This window comes from Arthrobacter sp. Z1-15 (genome assembly GCF_054792395.1).
The window spans coordinates 405,951-426,474 of sequence record NZ_CP096454.1 but is presented as its reverse complement, the minus strand read 5'-3'; the positions used below and the strand labels follow the sequence as shown (position 1 = coordinate 426,474).

At 64.2% G+C, this 20,524-nt stretch carries 11 protein-coding genes and 1 rRNA gene; 2 read left to right on the top strand and 10 right to left on the bottom strand.

Features of this window, described 5'->3' with window-relative positions; all coding sequences use genetic code 11:
• Window positions 1-285 precede the first annotated feature (285 nt).
• From M1D40_RS02080 to M1D40_RS02065, 4 genes are all read right to left on the bottom strand, one after another.
• Window positions 286-1,815: ribosomal RNA gene (locus M1D40_RS02080) — 16S ribosomal RNA — on the bottom strand.
• A 451-nt stretch (window positions 1,816-2,266) separates the two neighbouring features.
• Window positions 2,267-6,133 (bottom strand): 1,4-alpha-glucan branching protein GlgB, encoded by a 3,867-nt coding sequence (gene glgB, locus M1D40_RS02075; RefSeq protein WP_461170034.1) that lies wholly within the window; start codon window positions 6,131-6,133, stop codon window positions 2,267-2,269.
• Window positions 6,130-7,899, bottom strand: a complete 1,770-nt coding sequence (gene treS / locus M1D40_RS02070; RefSeq protein WP_341395463.1) for a maltose alpha-D-glucosyltransferase — start codon at window positions 7,897-7,899, stop codon at window positions 6,130-6,132. The genes glgB and treS overlap by 4 nt, the downstream gene beginning before the upstream one ends.
• Entirely contained in the window at window positions 7,899-9,878 is a 1,980-nt protein-coding gene (locus M1D40_RS02065; RefSeq protein WP_461170033.1) for an alpha-1,4-glucan--maltose-1-phosphate maltosyltransferase, read from the bottom strand. Before M1D40_RS02065 ends, treS begins: the two co-directional genes overlap by 1 nt.
• Before the next feature lie 263 nt (window positions 9,879-10,141).
• Here M1D40_RS02065 and glgP point away from each other — a divergent pair, with 263 nt between their 5' ends.
• On the top strand, window positions 10,142-12,766 hold the full coding sequence (glgP, locus tag M1D40_RS02060; protein WP_461170032.1) for an alpha-glucan family phosphorylase: 2,625 nt from the start codon (window positions 10,142-10,144) through the stop codon (window positions 12,764-12,766).
• Window positions 12,767-12,801: 35 nt separating this feature from the next.
• On the opposite strand, the gene glgX is transcribed toward glgP, so the two are convergent.
• The 6 genes from glgX to M1D40_RS02030 all read right to left on the bottom strand — a co-directional run bounded on the left by glgX (window position 12,802) and on the right by M1D40_RS02030 (window position 19,557).
• On the bottom strand, window positions 12,802-14,913 hold the full coding sequence (gene glgX, locus M1D40_RS02055) for a glycogen debranching protein GlgX (RefSeq protein WP_461170031.1): 2,112 nt from the start codon (window positions 14,911-14,913) through the stop codon (window positions 12,802-12,804).
• A gap of 28 nt (window positions 14,914-14,941) precedes the next feature.
• Complete coding sequence (gene rlmB / locus M1D40_RS02050; protein WP_341395459.1) at window positions 14,942-15,940, bottom strand: 23S rRNA (guanosine(2251)-2'-O)-methyltransferase RlmB; 999 nt, start codon at window positions 15,938-15,940, stop codon at window positions 14,942-14,944.
• A 134-nt stretch (window positions 15,941-16,074) separates the two neighbouring features.
• Window positions 16,075-17,529, bottom strand: a complete 1,455-nt coding sequence (gene cysS / locus M1D40_RS02045; protein ID WP_461170030.1) for a cysteine--tRNA ligase — start codon at window positions 17,527-17,529, stop codon at window positions 16,075-16,077.
• 34 nt (window positions 17,530-17,563) lie between these two features.
• Entirely contained in the window at window positions 17,564-18,079 is a 516-nt protein-coding gene (gene ispF / locus M1D40_RS02040) for a 2-C-methyl-D-erythritol 2,4-cyclodiphosphate synthase (RefSeq protein WP_461170029.1), read from the bottom strand.
• Window positions 18,080-18,082: 3 nt separating this feature from the next.
• Entirely contained in the window at window positions 18,083-18,847 is a 765-nt protein-coding gene (ispD, locus tag M1D40_RS02035) for a 2-C-methyl-D-erythritol 4-phosphate cytidylyltransferase (RefSeq protein ID WP_461170028.1), read from the bottom strand.
• Window positions 18,848-19,074: 227 nt separating this feature from the next.
• A complete protein-coding gene (locus M1D40_RS02030) occupies window positions 19,075-19,557 on the bottom strand; it encodes a CarD family transcriptional regulator (RefSeq protein ID WP_104055910.1) in 483 nt (160 codons plus the stop codon).
• A 267-nt stretch (window positions 19,558-19,824) separates the two neighbouring features.
• Between M1D40_RS02030 and M1D40_RS02025 the strand changes: the two genes are divergently transcribed.
• Window positions 19,825-20,427 (top strand): hypothetical protein, encoded by a 603-nt coding sequence (locus M1D40_RS02025; RefSeq protein ID WP_461170027.1) that lies wholly within the window; start codon window positions 19,825-19,827, stop codon window positions 20,425-20,427.
• Window positions 20,428-20,524: the final 97 nt, after the last annotated feature.

The window sequence follows — 20,524 nt, the reverse complement described above, 5'->3', positions numbered from 1 at the left end:
CATAACGATTGTCAGTTCATACGGTCCTGTTGTCTCAGGACCCAACAGTGTGCCAAACGGTAAAACCCGGTACTCGAAACACCGGCAACCCTTTCCAACCGGTCCACCCCCGCAAGCGGGGAAGAAACGGCGTACTCATGCTGCCGGGCTCAACGCCGGGCACCTGCCTATTGATATTCCACCCTTGAGCACCCACCGAAGAACAAACGCCTTCGATATGGGCATCTCCTGCAAAGCACGCATCCCACACTGTGGAAGGACACGCAACCTTGAGGTGCTCCTTAGAAAGGAGGTGATCCAGCCGCACCTTCCGGTACGGCTACCTTGTTACGACTTAGTCCCAATCGCCGGTCCCACCTTCGACGGCTCCCTCCCCACAAGGGGGTTAGGCCACCGGCTTCGGGTGTTACCAACTTTCGTGACTTGACGGGCGGTGTGTACAAGGCCCGGGAACGTATTCACCGCAGCGTTGCTGATCTGCGATTACTAGCGACTCCAACTTCATGAGGTCGAGTTGCAGACCTCAATCCGAACTGAGACCGGCTTTTTGGGATTAGCTCCACCTCACAGTATCGCAACCCTTTGTACCGGCCATTGTAGCATGCGTGAAGCCCAAGACATAAGGGGCATGATGATTTGACGTCGTCCCCACCTTCCTCCGAGTTGACCCCGGCAGTCTCCTATGAGTCCCCGCCATAACGCGCTGGCAACATAGAACGAGGGTTGCGCTCGTTGCGGGACTTAACCCAACATCTCACGACACGAGCTGACGACAACCATGCACCACCTGTAAACCGGCCACAAGTGGGGGACCTGTTTCCAGGCCTTTCCGGTTCATGTCAAGCCTTGGTAAGGTTCTTCGCGTTGCATCGAATTAATCCGCATGCTCCGCCGCTTGTGCGGGCCCCCGTCAATTCCTTTGAGTTTTAGCCTTGCGGCCGTACTCCCCAGGCGGGGCACTTAATGCGTTAGCTACGGCGCGGAAAACGTGGAATGTCCCCCACACCTAGTGCCCAACGTTTACGGCATGGACTACCAGGGTATCTAATCCTGTTCGCTCCCCATGCTTTCGCTCCTCAGCGTCAGTTACAGCCCAGAGACCTGCCTTCGCCATCGGTGTTCCTCCTGATATCTGCGCATTTCACCGCTACACCAGGAATTCCAGTCTCCCCTACTGCACTCTAGTCTGCCCGTACCCACTGCAGACCCGGGGTTGAGCCCCGGGCTTTCACAGCAGACGCGACAAACCGCCTACGAGCTCTTTACGCCCAATAATTCCGGATAACGCTTGCGCCCTACGTATTACCGCGGCTGCTGGCACGTAGTTAGCCGGCGCTTCTTCTGCAGGTACCGTCACTTTCGCTTCTTCCCTGCTGAAAGAGGTTTACAACCCGAAGGCCTTCGTCCCTCACGCGGCGTCGCTGCATCAGGCTTTCGCCCATTGTGCAATATTCCCCACTGCTGCCTCCCGTAGGAGTCTGGGCCGTGTCTCAGTCCCAGTGTGGCCGGTCACCCTCTCAGGCCGGCTACCCGTCGTCGCCTTGGTGGGCCATTACCCCAACCAACTAGCTGATAGGCCGCGAGTCCATCCAAAACCGCATCAAGCTTTCCACGGACCGCCATGCGGTGGTCCGTCGTATCCGGTATTAGACCCGGTTTCCCAGGCTTATCCCGAAGTTAAGGGCAGGTTACTCACGTGTTACTCACCCGTTCGCCACTAATCATTTTGTGCAAGCACAAAAGTCATCGTTCGACTTGCATGTGTTAAGCACGCCGCCAGCGTTCATCCTGAGCCAGGATCAAACTCTCCGTAAATGTGTTACAGACACAGGGCCGGAGCCAAGGAAAATTGGCTGCACGGTCCTGCACTAAATTCGAAACCAGCTAAAAAAGTCCTCCGCGCCCACGGGGTGGGCGGAAGAACCAGTTCAACCAATTAAAATAATTGGTATCAATAAACTTGGCACACTATTGAGTTCTCAAACAACAGACTGCTTCCGGCACCGGCAGGCTCAGATCCAGGGGATCTTCCGCTCTGCGTCGCTCCGGAGCAACTTTTCTATCTTACCGCTCTGTCCAGAGGCTGTCAAAACGGCTGCTCGTCCGTCCGGCGAACCGGGTGGAACCGTGGGCTCCGTGACGCTCAGCTGTTCTCGTTGCCTCGATCAGCGCGGGTATTAACTCTAGCACGATTTTGGACGGCTATGAACCGCCCCGAAGCCTGCGTTTGCAGCAGGTCCGGGGCGGCCCCCATAAGGTCCGTCGGCTAGATGTCCTTCGGCTTCAGATACAGCACGCCCAGCGGCGGGATGGTCAGTGTTGCCGAGGCAGGCTGACCGTTGCAGGCACCCTCCAACGCGGTAACAATGCCCATGTTGCCGACGCCGGAGCCCCCAAACTCAACCGCATCGGTGTTCAGTGCTTCCACCCACTCGCCCGCCCACGGCAGGCCAAGCCGGAAATTCTCGTGGGGTGTGCCGGCAAAGTTGGCAATACACACGAGCGGGTTCCCCTGGTGGTCGTACCGGATGAACGACAAGGCGTTGCGGGCGCCGTCGTTCTCATTGATCCACTGGAAACCCGCCGGCTCATTGTCCCGGTCGAACAGGGCGGGGGTATTGACGTAGATCTCGTTGAGCTGCCGCACCAGCAGCTGCACGCCCTTATGCTGCGGCGTATCCGTCAGATACCAGTCCAGGCCGTACTGCTCGGACCATTCGGCTTCCTGGCCGAACTCCGTGCCCATAAAGATCAGCTGCTTCCCCGGATGCGCCCACTGGAACGCCAGGTATGCGCGCAGGTTGGCCAGCTGCTGCCAGCGGTCCCCGGGCATTTTGCGCAGCAGGGATCCCTTGCCGTGCACAACTTCGTCGTGGCTGATCGGCAGCAGGAAATTCTCCGTGTAGGCGTAAACCAGGGAGAACGTCAGCTTGGCGTGGTGGTACATCCGGTTAATCGGGTCCTCGGACATGTACTCGAGCGTGTCATGCATCCAGCCCATGTTCCATTTCAGGCCGAAGCCAAGACCGCCGCTGCTGGTGGGCTGCGTGACGCCGGGGAACGCCGTGGATTCCTCGGCGATCATCACGATACCCGGGACCCTGCGGTAGGCGGTGGCGTTGACTTCCTGGAGGAAAGAAATGGCCTCCAGGTTTTCCCGCCCGCCGAAGGCGTTGGGCCGCCACTGATCCGCAGGACGTGAGTAGTCCAGGTACAGCATGGACGCGACTGCATCGACGCGCAGGCCGTCGATGTGGAACTCTTCCAGCCAGTAGATGGCATTGGCCACCAGGAAGTTCCGGACCTCGCGGCGTCCGTAGTCGAAAATCAAGGTGCCCCAGTCAGGCTGCTCGCCGCGGAGCGGGTCCCCGTGTTCGTACAGCGTCTGGCCGTCGAACTTCGCCAGCGCCCATTCGTCCTTGGGGAAGTGTCCGGGAACCCAGTCGAGAATGACGCCGATACCGGCCTGGTGAAGCTTGTCGACCAGGTAGCGGAAGTCGTCCGGATGGCCGAACCGGGCAGTGGGAGCGAAATAGGACGTGATCTGGTATCCCCAGGACCCCCCGAACGGGTGCTCGGCAACCGGCATGAACTCCACATGCGTGAATCCCTGCCAGGTCACGTATTCCGCGAGCTGGTCGGCCAGCTGCCGGTAGTCCAGACCGAGCCGCCACGACCCCAGATGCACCTCGTACACGCTCATTGGCGCATTGTGCGGGTCACGGGCAGCCCGTGCTTCCATCCATTCGGCGTCCTGGAACGAGTAGGTGGACTCCACTACGCGGGAGCCCGTCAACGGCGGCACCTCAGTGCCCTGCGCCATCGGGTCAGCCTTCTCCCGCCAGACTCCGTCACTCCCGAGGATTTCGTATTTGTAGCGGGCTCCGGGCTGCACATCAGGAATAAAGATTTCCCAGACGCCGGAACCGCCCAGGGAGCGCATCGCGTTCAGGGTGCCGTCCCAGCCGTTGAAGTCGCCCTTTACACGCACCGACTGGGCGTTGGGTGCCCACACGGCAAAACTGACACCGTCGATGTCACCGAGGACTGACTTGTAGTGGTGCAGGTTGGCCCCGAGCACCGTCCACAGCTTCTCGTGCCGGCCTTCACCGATGAGGTGCAGGTCGATTTCCCCCAGCGAGGGCAGGAAGCGGTAGGGGTCGTCAAAAAGCTGCGGCTCCAACCCGTCGTAGGTGACTTCGAGCCGGTAATCCGGGACCTGGCCGGGGCGGTCAGCGGGAAGGGTGCCGACCCAAATGCCGTTGTACTCGTGCTCCAGATCAACCCGGCCCGCGGATGTCACGGCGGTGACTGCCTCGGCCAGCGGACGCAGGGCCCGGATGGTAACCAGTCCCTGGTCATCGAGGTGGGCCCCGAGGATGGCATGGGGCTGGTGGTAACGACCTTCGGAAACGGCCTGCAGGACATCGGCGGACACCGGCAGCGGGTTGCGGTGCACCGGCGCCGGGTTTGCCTCCGCAGGAACCACGGCATCGTTCGACTGTGCGGGTACGACGGCGTCACGAGGCTGCGCGGGCAGCGCAGCTTCCGGCGACGCCACGGCGCCCGGCCGCGCAGGAAGCGCTGGTTCCGGCGTGGAATTCCTGGCTGCAGAATTCTTGGCTGAAGGATCGGGCCGGGGGGTCTTGTTCACTGTGTTCTCTTCCTGGCTGCTCGTCCCGTGGGCTTGCTTGCGTGCCTGCTCAAGAATCTGCCGGACGGCAGCGACGGGCACGCGAATCCAATCGGGACGGTTGCGGATTTCATAAACAACTTCGTAAAGGGCCTTGTCCAGCCACAGGGCAAGGTAGAGCGGGTCGCTGCGGTTTATCTGCGTGCCGGTTTCCTTCTCGTAGCCGCGCAGGAACGCTTCAGACGCTGTGGCTGCCCAGCGCGCGGCCTCCAGGGCCCGCCGCTGCTGTTTGCGTGACCCGGAGACAGCGGTTCCGTCGGCGCCGTCGGCACCTTCCACCATCGCGACGCCGGCGGCGTAGTCGATGGAACGGAGCATGCCCACCACATCCCGAAGCGGGACGTCGGGAACGCTGCGTTCCTCGGCCGGACGCAGCGGCTCGCCTTCAAAGTCGAGGACCATCCACCCGTGGCTGCCGGATTTCAGGACCTGGCCCAAGTGGTAGTCAGCGTGGATGCGCTGAAGGTTGGGCAGGATCTCGAGGTCGGCGATCTGCTGGAGCAGGTATTCCAGGGGTTCGTCGTACTCCCCCACATGGCTGCGGGCTTCCTTCCAGGCCCAGCGGATCCGGTTTCCCAGGGACTCCAGGAAGTCAGCCCGTTCCGCGGCCGTGGGAGGCTGGCTGCCGAAGGCCTGTGCCAGCTGCCGGTGAATTCTTCCGGTCACTGCCCCAAGTTCTTCCGCCTCGGCAGTGAAATCTGTGCTGTTCAGGGCAGCTGCGGATGCCGTGCGCCAGGCATCCTCGCTGTTGGGGATGAACTCCCGCAGGACGCTCAGGTGCCCGGTGACCCAGGCATCGCCGTCGTTCGCCTGCGGATCCCGCCAGCTGCCGGTGACCCAGCCCAGGGTGGCCGGGACGTCGCGGGAACCCGCGGCGGTGAGTTTGGCGCTGACTTCCACGTCGGGGCTCTCCCCGGCGGCCAGGACCCGGTAGAACTTCAGAATCAGCTGGCTGGGCTCAACCGGAACCACCACCGAAGTGTTGGACTGCTCGCCCTTCATCAGCTTGGCGGGCACGGTTTCCGTGAATGGCGGCCAGTCTTCGAAGCCGCCGAGGGCGACGCCGTGGGTGTGGCCGTCAAGGGAAGCCGACTGCTCACGCATCATCTCGAGCCACGCGGTAACAAACACGGGATCAGCGGCGCCGTCGTACAGCCAGCGCTCCCCCGCCTGCTGGTGCTGTGCGCGTCCCAGCAGGGAGGCAGCCAGCTCCGGAACCTCGGAGCTGCGGTAGCTGACGGGCACGCTGATGATATCCGTGCGGTGCCCCGAGCTGACGGCAACGATGTGCACCTCCAGCTCCGCGAGCCCGCTGGGGTCCTCCAGCCGGATACCGCCCACCCGGTCCAGAGTGACGTCGCGCCCCTTGGCAGGGAACCAGCGCTGCTGCGGCAGCCAGGCTGTCAGGAGTTCGGGCAGGGACGGCATCAGCTGGGTCATTTCTTCACGGCCTCCGAAATGGGAATCACGGGAATCGCTTCGGTGAGGGGCGACGACATATTGGACTTCGGCGATCGCAGCCGCAGCCAGTAGAAGTCGTGGCTGCCCAAAGTCAGGGTCACCGAACCGTCCGCCCCGAAGGCCGGGAACGGGGTTCCACCGAACGCATCACGCAGGCCCCTGCCGGCGAACTCCGGCAGGCTGACTGTGGCTGAGACGGGGTGCTGGGACAGGTTGAAGATGCAGAACATGACTTCACCGACTTCACCCTCGGGGTTGTCCGCCGGCAGTTCGCGAAGGAACGCCAGGACGGATTCCGCCTCGGTGGGCACGTTCCGGTAGGAGCCCAGGCCGAACGCGGGATGGGTCCGGCGAACCATAATCATCTGCCGGATCCAGTGCAGCAGCGAGCTGGAGCTTGCCAGCTGCGCCTCCACGTTCACGTGGTTGAAGTGGTAAACCAGCGACTGCACCACCGGCAGGTACAGCTTGCCCGGATCAGCAGTGGAGAAACCGGCGTTTCGGTCGGGGTTCCACTGCATGGGCGTCCGGGAGGAATCCCGGTCCTCCAGCCAGATGTTGTCGCCCATTCCCAGCTCATCGCCGTAGTAGAGGAAGGGGCTTCCCGGCAGCGAAAGCAGCAGCGCATGGATGAGTTCGATTTCCGACCGCGAATTGTCCAGCAGCGGGGCAAGACGCCGCCGGATGCCGATATTGGCGCGCATCCGGGAGTCGGGGGCATACCAGCCGAGCATCGCCTGGCGTTCCTCGTTGGTCACCATCTCCAGCGTCAGTTCGTCATGGTTGCGCAGGAAGGTTCCCCACTGCGCACCCGCCGGAATGTCCGGGGTTTCCTCCATGGTCTGGATGATGGGCGCCGCCTTCTGGTCGCGCAGGGCGTAGAAGAGGCGGGGCATGATCGGGAAGTGGAAGGCCATGTGGCATTCCGCGCCCGTCTCGTCGCCGAAGTACTCCACAACCTCGTGCGGCATCTGGTTGGCCTCGGCCACGATGACCCGGCCCGGGTAGTTTTCGTCCACCATGGTGCGCAGATCCTTGAGGAACCGGTGCGTTGCCGGCAGGTTCTCGCAGTTGGTGCCGTCCTCTTCAAAGAGGTACGGGATGGCGTCGGCGCGGAAGCCGTCGATGCCCTGGTCCAACCAGAACCGCACGACGTCGAAGATGGCCTCAACGACTTTGGGATTCTCGAAGTTGAGGTCCGGCTGGTGGCTGAAGAAGCGGTGCCAGTAGAACTGGCGCCGCACCGGGTCAAAAGCCCAGTTCGATTCCTCGGTGTCGACAAAAATGATGCGCGCATCTTCGTACTTCTGATCGGTGTCCGACCACACGTAGAAGTCTCCGTAGGGGCCGTCCGGGTCACTGCGGGATTCTTCGAACCACGGGTGCTTGTCCGAGGTGTGGTTCAGCGGCAGGTCAATGATCACTCGCACGCCGCGGGCATGGGCCTCCGCCACCAGGCGCTTGAAGTCGCTGATCGTCCCAAACTCGTCCAGCACGTCATAGTAGTCGGAAATGTCGTAGCCGCCGTCGCGCAGCGGGGACTTGAAGAACGGAGGAAGCCAGAGGCAGTCCACGCCCAGCCACTGCAGGTAATCCAGCTTGTCGATCAATCCGGTGAAGTCACCGGATCCGTCTCCGTTGGCATCCGCAAAACCACGGACGAGCACTTCATAGAAAACTGCCTTGCGATACCAGTGAGGGTCATTGGTAAGCCCGGGAGCATGCAGCTGAAACGGGTTGGGCACTAGGAGTTCCTCCGAACTGACAGAATGTGGGCGGGCTCGATATGGGCGTCCAGCCGGACGTAGTTGTGTTCTCCCCAGCGCCAGCTCTGGCCGCTGATGAGATCATCCACCCAATAGGTTCCATCCTCGTTGAAGTCCTGCGGGTCCAGATGCAGGGCCGCCAGATCCAGCGACACGGTGCACTCACGCGCACTGTGCGGGTCTGTGTTCACCACAATGATCAGCGTGTCCCTGCTTGACGGGTCTCCGGACCTGAGCTGCTTGTGTTTTGAATAAACGATGGTGGCCTCGTCGGTGCTCGAATGCACCGTCAGGTTCTGCAGGTCCCCCAGCGCCGGATGGGAGCGGCGGATTTCGTTCAGGCGGGTGATGTAGGGCGCCAGGCTGCGGCCTTCAGCCTCTGCCGCGGCGAAATCACGCTGCTTGTACTCGAACTTCTCATTGTCGATATATTCCTCGGCGCCGGGGCGGGCCACATGCTCGTACAGCTCGTAGCCGGCGTAGACCCCCCACAGGGGACTGGCCGTGGACGCCAGGGCGGCGCGGATCTTGAATGCCCCGGGACCGCCGTACTGCAGGAATTCGGTCAGGATATCCGGCGTGTTGACGAAGAAGTTGGGGCGGAAGAACGCCGCCGTTTCCGAGGATACCTCCGTGAAGTATTCCTCGAGTTCTTTGCGGGTATTGCGCCAGGTGAAGTAGGTGTAGGACTGCTGGAACCCGGCCATGCCCAGCGCGTGCATTACGGCAGGCCGGGTGAACGCCTCGGCAAGGAAGATCACGTCGGGGTGCTTGTCATTGACGGACTTAATCAGCCATTCCCAGAACTTCAGGGGCTTGGTGTGCGGATTATCCACGCGGAAAATCTTTACCCCGTGGCCAATCCACATGAGCACGATGCGGAGTATTTCCTCCGACAGGCCGGTGTAGTCGTTGTCGAAGTTCAGGGGATAAATGTCCTGGTACTTCTTCGGCGGGTTCTCGGCGTAGGCAATTGACCCGTCCACGCGTGTGGTGAACCATTCCGGGTGGCTGCTGACCCAGGGGTGGTCCGGCGATGCCTGGAGGGCAAGGTCGATCGCCACCTCGAGGTTCAGTTCGCGGGCAGTGTCAACGAAGGCGTCGAAGTCTTCAAACGTACCCAGATCGGGGTGGATGGCATCGTGTCCGCCTTCGGATGCTCCGATGGCCCACGGCGATCCCGGGTCCAGGGGCCCGGCGACCAGCGTGTTGTTCGGGCCCTTCCGGTGGGTCGTGCCGATCGGATGCACCGGAGGAAGATAGATGACGTCGAATCCCATGCCGGCTACCCGCTCCAGGCTGCGCGCAGCCGTCCGGAACGTCCCGGAGGTCCATTCGCGGGTGGTGGGGTCCAGCACCGCACCTTCGGACCGGGGAAAGAACTCGTACCAGGAGCCGCGGCCGGCCCGTTCGCGCTCTACCAGGAGGGGAAAACGCTCGCTGCTGGTGACCAGGTCCCGGATGGGTTCCTTCTCGAGCACCGCCAGGACGGCGTCGGAACTGCCCGCGGCAAACCGGTCCTCGACGGGCAGACCGGAGTCGGCGAGGGTGTTGGCGGCTGCGGTAAACACAGCGGCGTCCTCAGCGCTTCGCCCGGCGGCTGCGGCGGTAAAGAGTGCAGTGCCCTCGGCGAGCATCAGCTCCACGTCGACGCAGGCGGCGATCTTCACCTCGGCGTTGTGGTGCCAGGTTCCGTACACGTCCGCCCAGCCTTCGACGGCGAAGCTCCAGTTGCCGGTTGATTCGGGCCGAAGCAGTCCTCCCCAGCGGTCCAGTCCAATGCCGACGGGGTGCATGCGGACCCGCTGGACCTCCAGGCCCTCGGGGTCGTACAGGACAGCGCTGACTCCCACGAGGTCATGGCCTTCACGGAACACCGTGGCCCCGACGACGAGGTCTTCACCGGGAATGGCTTTGGCCGGGATGCGGCCGCATTCCACCACCGGGGTCACATTCATGATGGGAATCCGGCCGAACCGGAGTTCCTCAGCGGACAGGTCTTTAGATGGCTTCGCACTGGAACTGGTCACAGACTAGACGTTAGCGACAATCGGGACAGAATGCTAAGGCAACGTACTTTCCCGGTGTTTTCCTGCAGGTGGCACCGCGTATTGCGCTATTCCGGCAGTGCGGGGCGCGGACGGCAAATCTGGAGGTCATTTGACCGATTGTTTGGTGCATCCATCCCCTTTGGCACCGGGTTTGCGCTAGCGTAACCGGGGTGAAGGCAATTCGAAGGTTTACCGTCCGAACAGTCCTCCCCGACAGTATTGCTCCGCTGAGCAGGCTGGCCTCAAACCTGCGCTGGTCCTGGCATGAGCCCACTACGCGGCTCTTTGCTGACCTCGACCCGGCCGCCTGGGTGGCGAGCGGACAGGATCCGGTCAAATTCCTCGGCTCCGTCAGCCGCGCCAGCCTTGAGCGGATGGCAGCCGATGCCGGCCTCGTGGAGCGCATCCAGGAACTGGGTGCCGACCTTGACGACTATCTGGCGGCTCCCCGCTGGTACCAAAGCCTGGGTGAAGATGCGCCGCGGTCGGTGGCGTATTTCTCGCCGGAATACGGCATCAGCGCCGTCCTGCCGCAGTACTCCGGCGGTCTGGGCATCCTCGCCGGCGACCATCTGAAGGCCGCATCCGATCTGGGTGTCCCGCTGATAGCCGTCGGGCTCCTCTACCAGGCCGGCTACTTCAAGCAGGCACTGTCCCGCGACGGATGGCAGCTGGAGACTTACCCGGTCCTGGACCCCAACGGGCTGCCGCTGACGCTGCTGCGTGAAGAGGACGGAACGCCCGCACGCGTGAGCCTTCCGCTCCCCAACAACCGCCGGCTCTCGGCGCAGATCTGGCGTGCCGACGTCGGCCGTGTTCCCCTGCTCCTGCTGGACTCGGATGTGATCGGCAACGACGACGCCGCCCGCGGCATCACGGACCGCCTGTACGGCGGCGGCGGCGACCACCGGCTGCAGCAGGAACTGCTGCTGGGCATGGGCGGCGTCAAGGCGCTGCGTGTGTATGAGCGCCTCTCCGGCACCGCCGGACCCGAGGTTTTCCACAGCAACGAGGGCCACGCGGGCTTCCTGGGCGTGGAGCGGATCCGGGAACTGATGGATAACGGAATGGGCTGGGAAGAAGCGCTGACTGTCAGCCGCTCCAACACCGTGTTCACCACCCACACGCCGGTGCCTGCCGGCATCGACCGTTTTGACCAGGCTCAGATCCGGCATTTCTTCAGTGCCGGCCTGGCGCAGTCCGTACCCACCGACAAGGTGCTGGGGCTGGGAGCCGAAAGCTACGACGGCGGAGACCCCTCCAAGTTCAACATGGCGGTGATGGGCCTGCGCCTGGCGCAGCGCGCCAACGGGGTGGCCAAGCTGCACGGGGAGGTGTCCCGCGAGATGTTCTCGGGCCTCTGGCCGGGATTCGATGTCTCGGAGGTTCCGATCACCTCGGTCACCAACGGCGTCCACGTTCCGTCCTGGGTGGATCCGGAACTGACCAAATTGGCCCGCGAGAAATTCGGCGTGGCCACGGTCCACGACCGCGACTGGGGCCGCGCCTACGAAATCGGCGACCAGGATCTGTGGGACCTGCGCCGGCGGCTGCGCTCGAACCTAGTCACCGACGTCCGCCGGCGGGTACGTTCCGCTTGGCGCAAGCGCGGCGCCACCGATCCCGAGCTGGCCTGGACCGAGAACGTCCTGGATCCGGACGTGCTGACCATCGGCTTTGCCCGACGCGTGCCCACCTACAAGCGGTTGACCCTGATGCTGCGCGATCCCGCCCGCCTCAAGGCGCTGCTGCTGCACCCCACGCATCCCATCCAGGTGGTGGTGGCGGGCAAATCACACCCGGCGGATGAACAGGGCAAACGGATGATCCAGGACCTGGTCCGGTTTACCGATGACCCCGAGGTGCGCCACCGGATTGTGTTCCTGCCCAACTACGACATTGCCATGGCCCGCACGCTGTTCCCCGGCTGCGACGTGTGGCTGAACAACCCGCTGCGGCCGTTGGAGGCATCCGGCACGTCCGGAATGAAGTCCGCGATCAACGGCGGCCTGAACCTCTCCGTCCTGGACGGCTGGTGGGACGAGATGTTCGACGGCGACAACGGCTGGGCGATCCCCTCGGCCAATCCCACCAAGGGTGCCCACACCCGGGAGGTTTACAACCCGGAGCAGCGCGACGATCTGGAGGCGGCGGCACTGTACGACCTTCTGGAGAACGCCGTCACGCCGCTGTTTTACGGCAAGGAACCTCCCGCCCAGGCGGGGGCAGCAGGACCGTCCGCGGCCTCATCCGACGGGCTGCCCGGCGAGTGGCTGGAAATGGTCAAGCACACGCTGGCCGATCTTGGCCCGGCGGTGTCCGCGAACCGCATGCTGAAGGAGTACGTCAACCGGTTGTACCGGCCCGCCGGACAGTCCGGCCGCGCGGCTTCCGCCGACGGTTTCGCAGCAGCCAAGGACCTGGCAGCCTGGATCACGCGGATCCGCGACGGATGGTCCGGTGTGTCCGTGGAACACGTGGACTCCATCGGCATCACCGATGATCCGCAGATTGGCGACCAGCTGACGGTGCAGGCCTACATTTCGCTGGGATCACTCCGCCCGGAGGACGTCAGCGTGGAGGTTGCCTACGGCAAGGCGCTGGAAAATGACCACCTGAGCGACCCGCGGAGCGCGGAACTGGAGCAGACGGAGGATCTGGGGTCCGGACGCCACCTGTTCTCGGGGACGATCGGCATCGAGCAGGCCGGCCCGTTCGGCTATACGGTCCGCGTGCTCCCGGTGCACTCCGGCTTGGCTTCCAAGGCTGAACTGGGGCTGGTGGCAAACGCCTAGGCGGTTGGGGCAGCTGCCGCGCTTAGGCCGGAAACCTAAGCGCGGTACAAACTGACGGAGTTGGCCGGAAGGATGTCCTTGTCCCCGCCTCGGCGCTGCCCGCCCGCGCCTGCCTGCCCGCCGGCAGCCGTGCTCAGGAGCAGCTCATAGGAGTGGTCTCCGTCGCGGACAGCGCCGGAGCCGCGGAGCGCTTCAGCATCCGGCAGGACAATTTCGGCATCTTCCAGCGATCCGTTCAGGACCAGCAGTCCGCTCAGCTCCCCCGCTGAGGAGCCCACCAGCAGCTGGACCACGCGGGTGCCGGGATCCTGCCATTTGTCCTGCGGCATTGGCTGGCCGTCGGCGTCAAACCAGAGCAGCGAGGTTCCGCGCGCGTCGGCGGGGAAACGGTACGGCTGCGAGGCAAGGAAGTACCGCCGCAGGCTCAGCAGGGTGCGGGTGAAAGCGAGCATCTGCTCAGCGTCAGCGTCCAGATTCCAGTGCACCCAGGCCAGCGGGGAATCCTGGCAATAGGCATTGTTGTTTCCGTGCTGGGTCCGCCCCAGCTCGTCGCCCGCGGTGAGCATGGGAACCCCCAGCGACATCAGCAGCGTGGTCATGACGTTGCGGGCGCTCTGCGCCCGGCGGGCGTTGATGCGCTCGTCGTCGGTGGGACCCTCCACGCCGTGGTTGTAGCTGCGGTTGTCGTTGCTGCCGTCCCTGTTGTCTTCACCGTTGGCCTCATTGTGCTTGCGCTCGTAGGAGGTCAGGTCTGCCAGGGTGAAACCGTCGTGGGCAGTAACGAGGTTGATCGAGGAGAGCGCCGTCCGGCCGGAGCCGGCAAACAGATCGGCGGAACCGGCCAGCGAACCGGCGAGCCGGGCCACGGAGCCGCCCGTTCCGCCGGCGGCAAGCTCGGCCTGGTCCCGGAGCCAGAAGTCCCTGGTGGTGTCCCGGAACCGGTCATTCCAGTCAGCCCAGCCCGGAGGAAAGTTGCCGGTCTGCCATCCGTCCGGGCCTATATCCCACGGCTCGGCAATGAGTTTGATCCCGTTGAGAGTGGGGTCCGCCGCAAGCGCAATGAGAAAGGGGTGCCTGCGGTCAAACCGGCCGTCCGCGTCGCGGCAGAGGGCAGGAGCCAGATCGAAGCGGAATCCGTCCACCTGGTACTCCTGAACCCAGTAGCGCAGCGAGTCCAGGGCCAGCTGGATTACCCGCGGTTCACTGAAGTCCAGGGTGTTTCCGCAGCCGGTGGTGTCCACGTAGCGGCCCTCGCCGTCGTGCCGGTAGTACCGCTCATCGCCCAGACCGCGCCAGCTCAGTGCCGGCTGGTCCTTTTTGCCCTCGGCCGTGTGGTTGTACACCACGTCGAGGATGACCTCGAGGCCGCCCTCGTGCAGGGACCTGATCATTCCTTTGAGCTCGTCCTGAACAGCCTTGGCGCCGGCCTCACGTGCGGCGCGGGTGGCGTATTCCGTATGCGGAGCGAAGAAGCCCAGTGTGTTGTAACCCCAGTAGTTGGTGAGGCCAAGGGCCCGCAGGTGTTCTTCGTCGGTGTGGAAATGGACCGGCAGCAGTTCCACGGCGGTCACGCCGAGGCGCCGGAGGTAGTCCACCATGACCGGGTGCCCGAAGCCGGCGTAGGTGCCGCGGAGGTCTTCCGGGATGTCCGGGTGGAGCATGGTCTGCCCGCGGACGTGCGCTTCGTAGATGACGGTGTCCCGCCAGGGAGTGTGCGGCTGCCGTGAGGAGCCCCAGTCAAAGGCCGAATCAACATGCACCGAGAAGAACAGCGGCACATCCCCCTCGCCGGGCACCTCGTCAATCCCCCGCCCGTACGGGTCCAGCAGCAGCTGGAAGCTGCCCGGCTCACCGGGCAGCTCCCGGCCCTGGGGCCAGAACCCGTAGCGGGCGCCGTAGGCGAGCCCGGCAACCCGGCCGTGGTGGATCCCCGCCACTGATTCGCCCAGGGGCTCGGAGGCCCAGACTCCCGGCGCTTTCTCGAAGTGGATTTCCACTGCGGACAGGCCGGGAGCATAAACGGACACGTTGACGGTTCCCGGCACCTCCTCGATGCCGGGAACCGTGTTCCGTACGCCAAGGGGGAAGGGCCGGGATACCCGCCGTGCGGCGGCCTGGCCCTGTGGATCACCAATCAGGTCTGCCATGCTGCCTCTCGGATGACTCCGCCGCGGATCAGGCGGAACGCTGCCGTGATATCTCGTACAAGCTGATGCCGACGGCCATGGAGGCGTTCAGGGATTCCATAGCCGAGTCAATGGGGATGGAAACGATCTGGTCGCAGTTCTCGCGAACCAGACGGGACAGGCCCTTGCCCTCGGAACCCACCACAATGCAGATCGGATCCTTGGCCAGGACGATATTCGGCAGCGACACGTCGCCGTCGCCGTCCAGGCCCAGAACAAAGATGCCCATCTTCTTGAAAGCCTTCAGGGCGCTGTTCAGGTTTCCGGCGCGGGCCACGGGCACGCGGACAGCGGCACCGGCACTGGTCTTCCACGCCGAAGCGGTCATGCCCACGGCACGCCGTTCCGGCACAATGACGCCGTGGGCGCTGAATGCGGAGGCGGAGCGGATGATCGCACCAAGGTTGCGCGGGTCGGTGATGCCGTCCAGCGCCACGAACAGCGGGGCGTTGCGGATGTGGCCCTTTTTCCAGGCCTCAATGGTTTCCTGGGCGAGGTCCATCGGGTCCGCGTAGTCGTACGGCGGGATCTGCAGGACAAGGCCCTGGTGCACGGCCTCGTTGGTCATGCGGTCCAGCTCGGGCTTGTGCGTTTCCATTACGGGCAGGCCGCGGTCAGCCGCCATCTTCAGCGATTCACGGACGCGGTCATCCATGTCGATCCGTACCGCCACATGCAGTGCCTTGGCGGGGATGCCGGCGCGCAGGGCCTCGACCACGGAGTTGCGGCCGGTGACTACTTCCTCCGCCACCTTGCCGCGGACATTGGTTCCGCTGCGCCCGCCGGCGGCGCGGGTGTCGCCGGCGCCGCGCTTGGCTGCCGAGCGTTCTGCGAGCTGCTTGTTCTTGTACGCCTTGTGGTACGGGCGCTCTTCAGCCTTGGGTGTGGGTCCTTTACCCTCAAGAGCCTTGCGGCCCAATCCACCGGTGCCCCCGCTGGGGCCCTTTTTGGCTTTACGCATTGCGCCGGGACGTCCGTTGTTGGCCATCGATTACACCTTAAACCTAGAAGAAAGCATTACTTCTAGTTTACGCAGGCTCCCGGGCGGCCGCTGTCCACGCTGCGGAAGTGTACTCCCAAAGCTAAATACACGCCCCGACCGCCGCCCCGGCGGCGGGGGGATCAGCCGTCGGCGAGCGTCCAGCGCGCTCCGTCCGGCGTGTCTTCCACTGCGATGCCGGCAGCGGTGAGGGCATCCCGGATGGCGTCGGCGCGGGCCCAGTCCTTGGCGGCCCGGGCCGCATTCCGCTCGCGGAGCTGTCCTTGGATAAGAGTGTCCAGGGCGGCGTGCTCCGCCGAGTTGCCGGCGGCCGGTTGCTGCACCGCGTCCAGGCCCAGGGCCAGGGTCATGGTGAGCACTGCGCGCAGGGCGTCCCGGACCGCTTCGGTGTTTCCCTCCGCCAGCGCGGTATTCCCGGTGCGGACCGTATCGTGCAGCACGGCCAGAGCCTGGGGAACGTTGAGGTCATCGTCCATCGCCTCGGCGAAGGCTGCCGGCATGGACCTGGAGCTCAGGACAAAGCCGTGATCCCCGGTTCCATAAACCTTCGCGCGGGCTTTATTGATGAACCCGTCAATACGTTCAACAGCGGCTGCGGCTTCCTGCAGCGACGTCGGCCGGTAGTCCAGCACGGACCGGTAATGTGCCTGGCCCAGGTAGTAGCGCACCACCCGCGGCGAGGCTTCGGCCAGCATCTGTGAAGGACTGACCGTGTTGCCGATGGACTTGGACATCTTCTCGCCCTCGAAGGTGACCATGCCGTTGTGCATCCAGAAGTTGGCAAAGCCGTCTCCGGCTGCCTGCGACTGCGCCATCTCGTTTTCGTGGTGCGGGAAGCGCAGGTCCAGGCCGCCGCCGTGGATGTCGAACCGCGGCCCGAGGTACTTGGTGACCATGGCCGAGCATTCCAGGTGCCAGCCCGGCCTGCCCTTGCCCCAGGGGCTGTCCCAGGCGGCAGTTTCCGGCTCGCCTTCCTTGTGCCCCTTCCACAGCGCGAAATCGCGCGGGTCGCGCTTGCCCCGGGGGCCGGCGTCGGGCGCTGCCTGCATGTCATCGATGTTCTGGCGGGTCAGCGACCCGTACCTGTCCCAGGACCGGACGTCGAAGTACACGTCCCCGGAATCATCGAGGGCGGGATAGGCGTGGCCGGCCTCGATAAGCCGGGAAATCAGCGCGTGCATTTCCGGAATATGCCCCGTGGCGCGCGGCTCGTAGGTGGGCCGCTGGACGCCAAGGATGTCGTACGCCTTGGCGAATTCCTGCTCAAAGCGGTAGGCAAGGGCCCACCACTGCTCGTCGGGAACGACGTCGGCCGATGCCTCGGCACCCGCCGAGTCCGCCGCCTTGGCCAGGATTTTGTCGTCAATGTCAGTCACATTGCGGACCGTGGTGACCCGGTAGCCGCGAAACTGGAGCCAGCGGGTCAGCTGGTCAAAAACGATGGCGGAGCGGATGTGGCCCACATGCGGCATGCCCTGCACTGTGGCACCGCAGTAGTACAGGCTCACCTCGCCCGTTTTGAGGGGAACGAAGTCACGGACCTGCGCAGTTGCGGTGTCATAGAATCTCAAGCTCACCGCTCTAGGCTATCGCCTGCCGGGGCATGCGAACTCAACCGGCGGGCAGCAGCGGGTTTTGCACCTGCACGACGACGGCGGTGGCCACCGCGGCGATCCCCTCGCCCCTCCCGGTAAAGCCCAGGCCGTCGGTGGTGGTCGCCGAGACGCTGACCGGGGCGCCGGCCGCACCGCTGAGCATAACTTCGGCTTCAGCCCGGCGGGGGGCGAACTTGGGCCGGTTGCCGATCAGCTGAACTGCTACATTGCCGATCTCAAAGCCGGCGGCGCGCACGATCCGGGCCGCCTCCTCCAGCAGGGAGAGCCCCGAAGCGCCGGCATACTCAGGTCGGTCGGTGCCGAAATGCGTTCCCAGATCGCCGAGCCCGGCGGCGGAGAACAGGGCGTCCGCCGCGGCGTGGGCCACGGGATCTCCGTCGGAGTGCCCGGCCAGGCCGCGTTCGCCGTCCCACAGCAGCCCGGCAACCCACAGCGGGCGCGGCGCGTCATCGGGAGCGAAAGCGTGGACGTCAACACCGATTCCGGTGCGGGGCAGATTTACAGCAGGCATCAGTCAGTCCTTGGGGTTGGCGTGGTTGCGGGCCAGCACCGCTTCGGCCAGCAGCAGGTCGAGCGGGGTGGTGATCTTCAGCGACAGTTCAGATCCCTCAACGACAAACACGGGTGTGCCCAGGGACTCCGCGAGCATTGCATCGTCGGTCACCGCCGCGGCCTGCGCCTCGGTGAACCCGCGGGCAGCCTCATGGGCACGGCGCAGCAGTGCGGCCTCGAAACCCTGGGGTGTCTGCACCGCGCGAAGAGTGGAACGGTCGGGGGTGCCGGTGACTACCCGCGGCGCGATGCCCGCCTGTCCGGACGCGGTAACCGCCGTGGTCTTGACGGTGTCGGTAACAGCCACTGCCGGAATTACGGCGGCGGCTCCCGATGCCAGCGCGCCTGCGACCCGGCGGAAGACCTCCGGCGGCGTCAGCGCCCGGGCTGCATCGTGGACCAGGACCGCGTCGAGATCCCCGGGGAGGGCCTGCAGGGCGGCGCGGACGGAATCTGCGCGGGTGGCGCCGCCGTCGACCACGGTCAGCGAACAGCTGACGGCTGATTCCCGGCACAGGGTCCGCATGACGGTATCCCCCGCGGGAACGGCCACGCTGACCGCTGCAGCGACCCCGGAGGCTTCAATTCCCTGCAGGGCATGGGCGAGGAGGGCAGTTCCTGCCAGCGGCACCTGGGCTTTGGGGATGCCGTAGCCCAGCCGCTGCCCGGAACCGCCTGCTACGAGGATGACACCAATCCGCTGTTCGCGGGAAACTGTTGAAGACACCCCTTCAGCCTAGTGCCCGCCCGGCGGGGCAGCCGCAGGGCGGCCGGGGCTCCGCGTCAGCACCGCCGTAAAGATGCACGGCAAACAGGCCCTGCGAAGGCACACGCTGCCTGCTTCCAGGCCGGGGATCCTCATGCTTTAAAGACAAAATGCCGTGCTTTAAAGACAAAATGCCGGTCCCTCAGGACCGGCAGCGTGCCTTCGTGCTGTGCTTTTGTTCCGTGCTACTAGCTTGCCAGGACCTTGTCCAGGACAACTGCGGCCTGGTCCTCGTCCGTCTTTTCAGCCAGTGCCAGCTCCGAAATCAGAATCTGGCGGGCTTTCGCAAGCATTCGCTTCTCTCCTGCAGAAAGTCCGCGGTCATGGTCGCGGCGCCACAGGTCACGAACGACCTCTGCCACCTTTACCACGTCACCGGACGCAAGCTTCTCCAGGTTTGCCTTGTACCGGCGCGACCAGTTGGTGGGCTCTTCGGTAAGCTCGGCGCGCAGCACGTCAAACACGTGCTCCAAGCCTTCCTTGCCCACCACATCGCGCACCCCAACGAGGTCAACGTTCTCAGCCGGTACTTCTATGGTCAGATCACCCTGTGCCACCTTAAGCTTGAGATACATTTTCTCTTCGCCCTTGATGGTCCGCATCTTGATCTCTTCGATCTTCGCGGCACCGTGGTGAGGGTAAACAACTGTTTCGCCAACCTCAAAAACCATGTGGACTTTCCCCTTTCCCAGCCTCTAGTTTACCATGGGTGCGACACGCCGAGAAGAGTTTTCGCAGGTCAGGTACCTGATCGTGATCCGCCTAGGTATTATCCGACCCGCTCCCCGTGTTCCCACCTGCGGCGATGGCTTGGCGAAGGTCCGTTTCGAGTCCTCCGCTAAGCGCCGGAAATCCAACATTTAGGCCGTTTGCCGATAGGCTAGGCACAAAAGATAGCCTCAGGTCGCAAGACCGCAATACCCCAGGAGTTTTGTGCTGTGAGATTCACACCCAAGAACCGGGCGCAGCGCGCAGCTGCCGCCGGTGTAATTGCGCTGGCCGTACTGGGAGTCTCCAGCTGCAGCGCAGTGAACGAGCAGGCAACGGTGCGCGAATACTCACCGTCGGACGGCATCGTGGAAAACGTCGGCGAGGTGGAGCTGCGAAACCTCCTGGTGGTCAGCAACGGTGACGGCGAGGCCGGCCGCGTGCTGGGCACAGTGGTCAACGCGTCCCCCGACGACGTCGAGTTCTCCCTGGCCATGGGCGGAACCACGCTGGAGTGGACCATCGAGTCCGGCGACAAGGTCATCTTCGAGGACGCCCCCGCCGACCAGACAACGGTTCCCAACGTCGATGTCCTTCCGGGCACCGGACTGCGCGCGGATGCCAGCGACGGAGCTGAGACCGTGGAGCTGAACGTTCCCGTCGTTGACGGCACGCTGGAGGACTACCGCGAGTACCTGCCGACGCCCTCCGCCACACCCATGGACACCGCCACGATGGTCCCCTCGGACCAGGCCACCGACGTCCAGCAGGACACCGGGATCGACACCGGCACTGCCACCACGGAACCCACGGCACCTGCCGAATCGCAGTAAGCTCCCTGCCGCGGAAGCCCGCGGAGAAGCTCGAACGCAAACAGAAGGGACCCGGCCGAACGCCGGGTCCCTTCTGTTTGCGGTCTCTGTGCCGGTT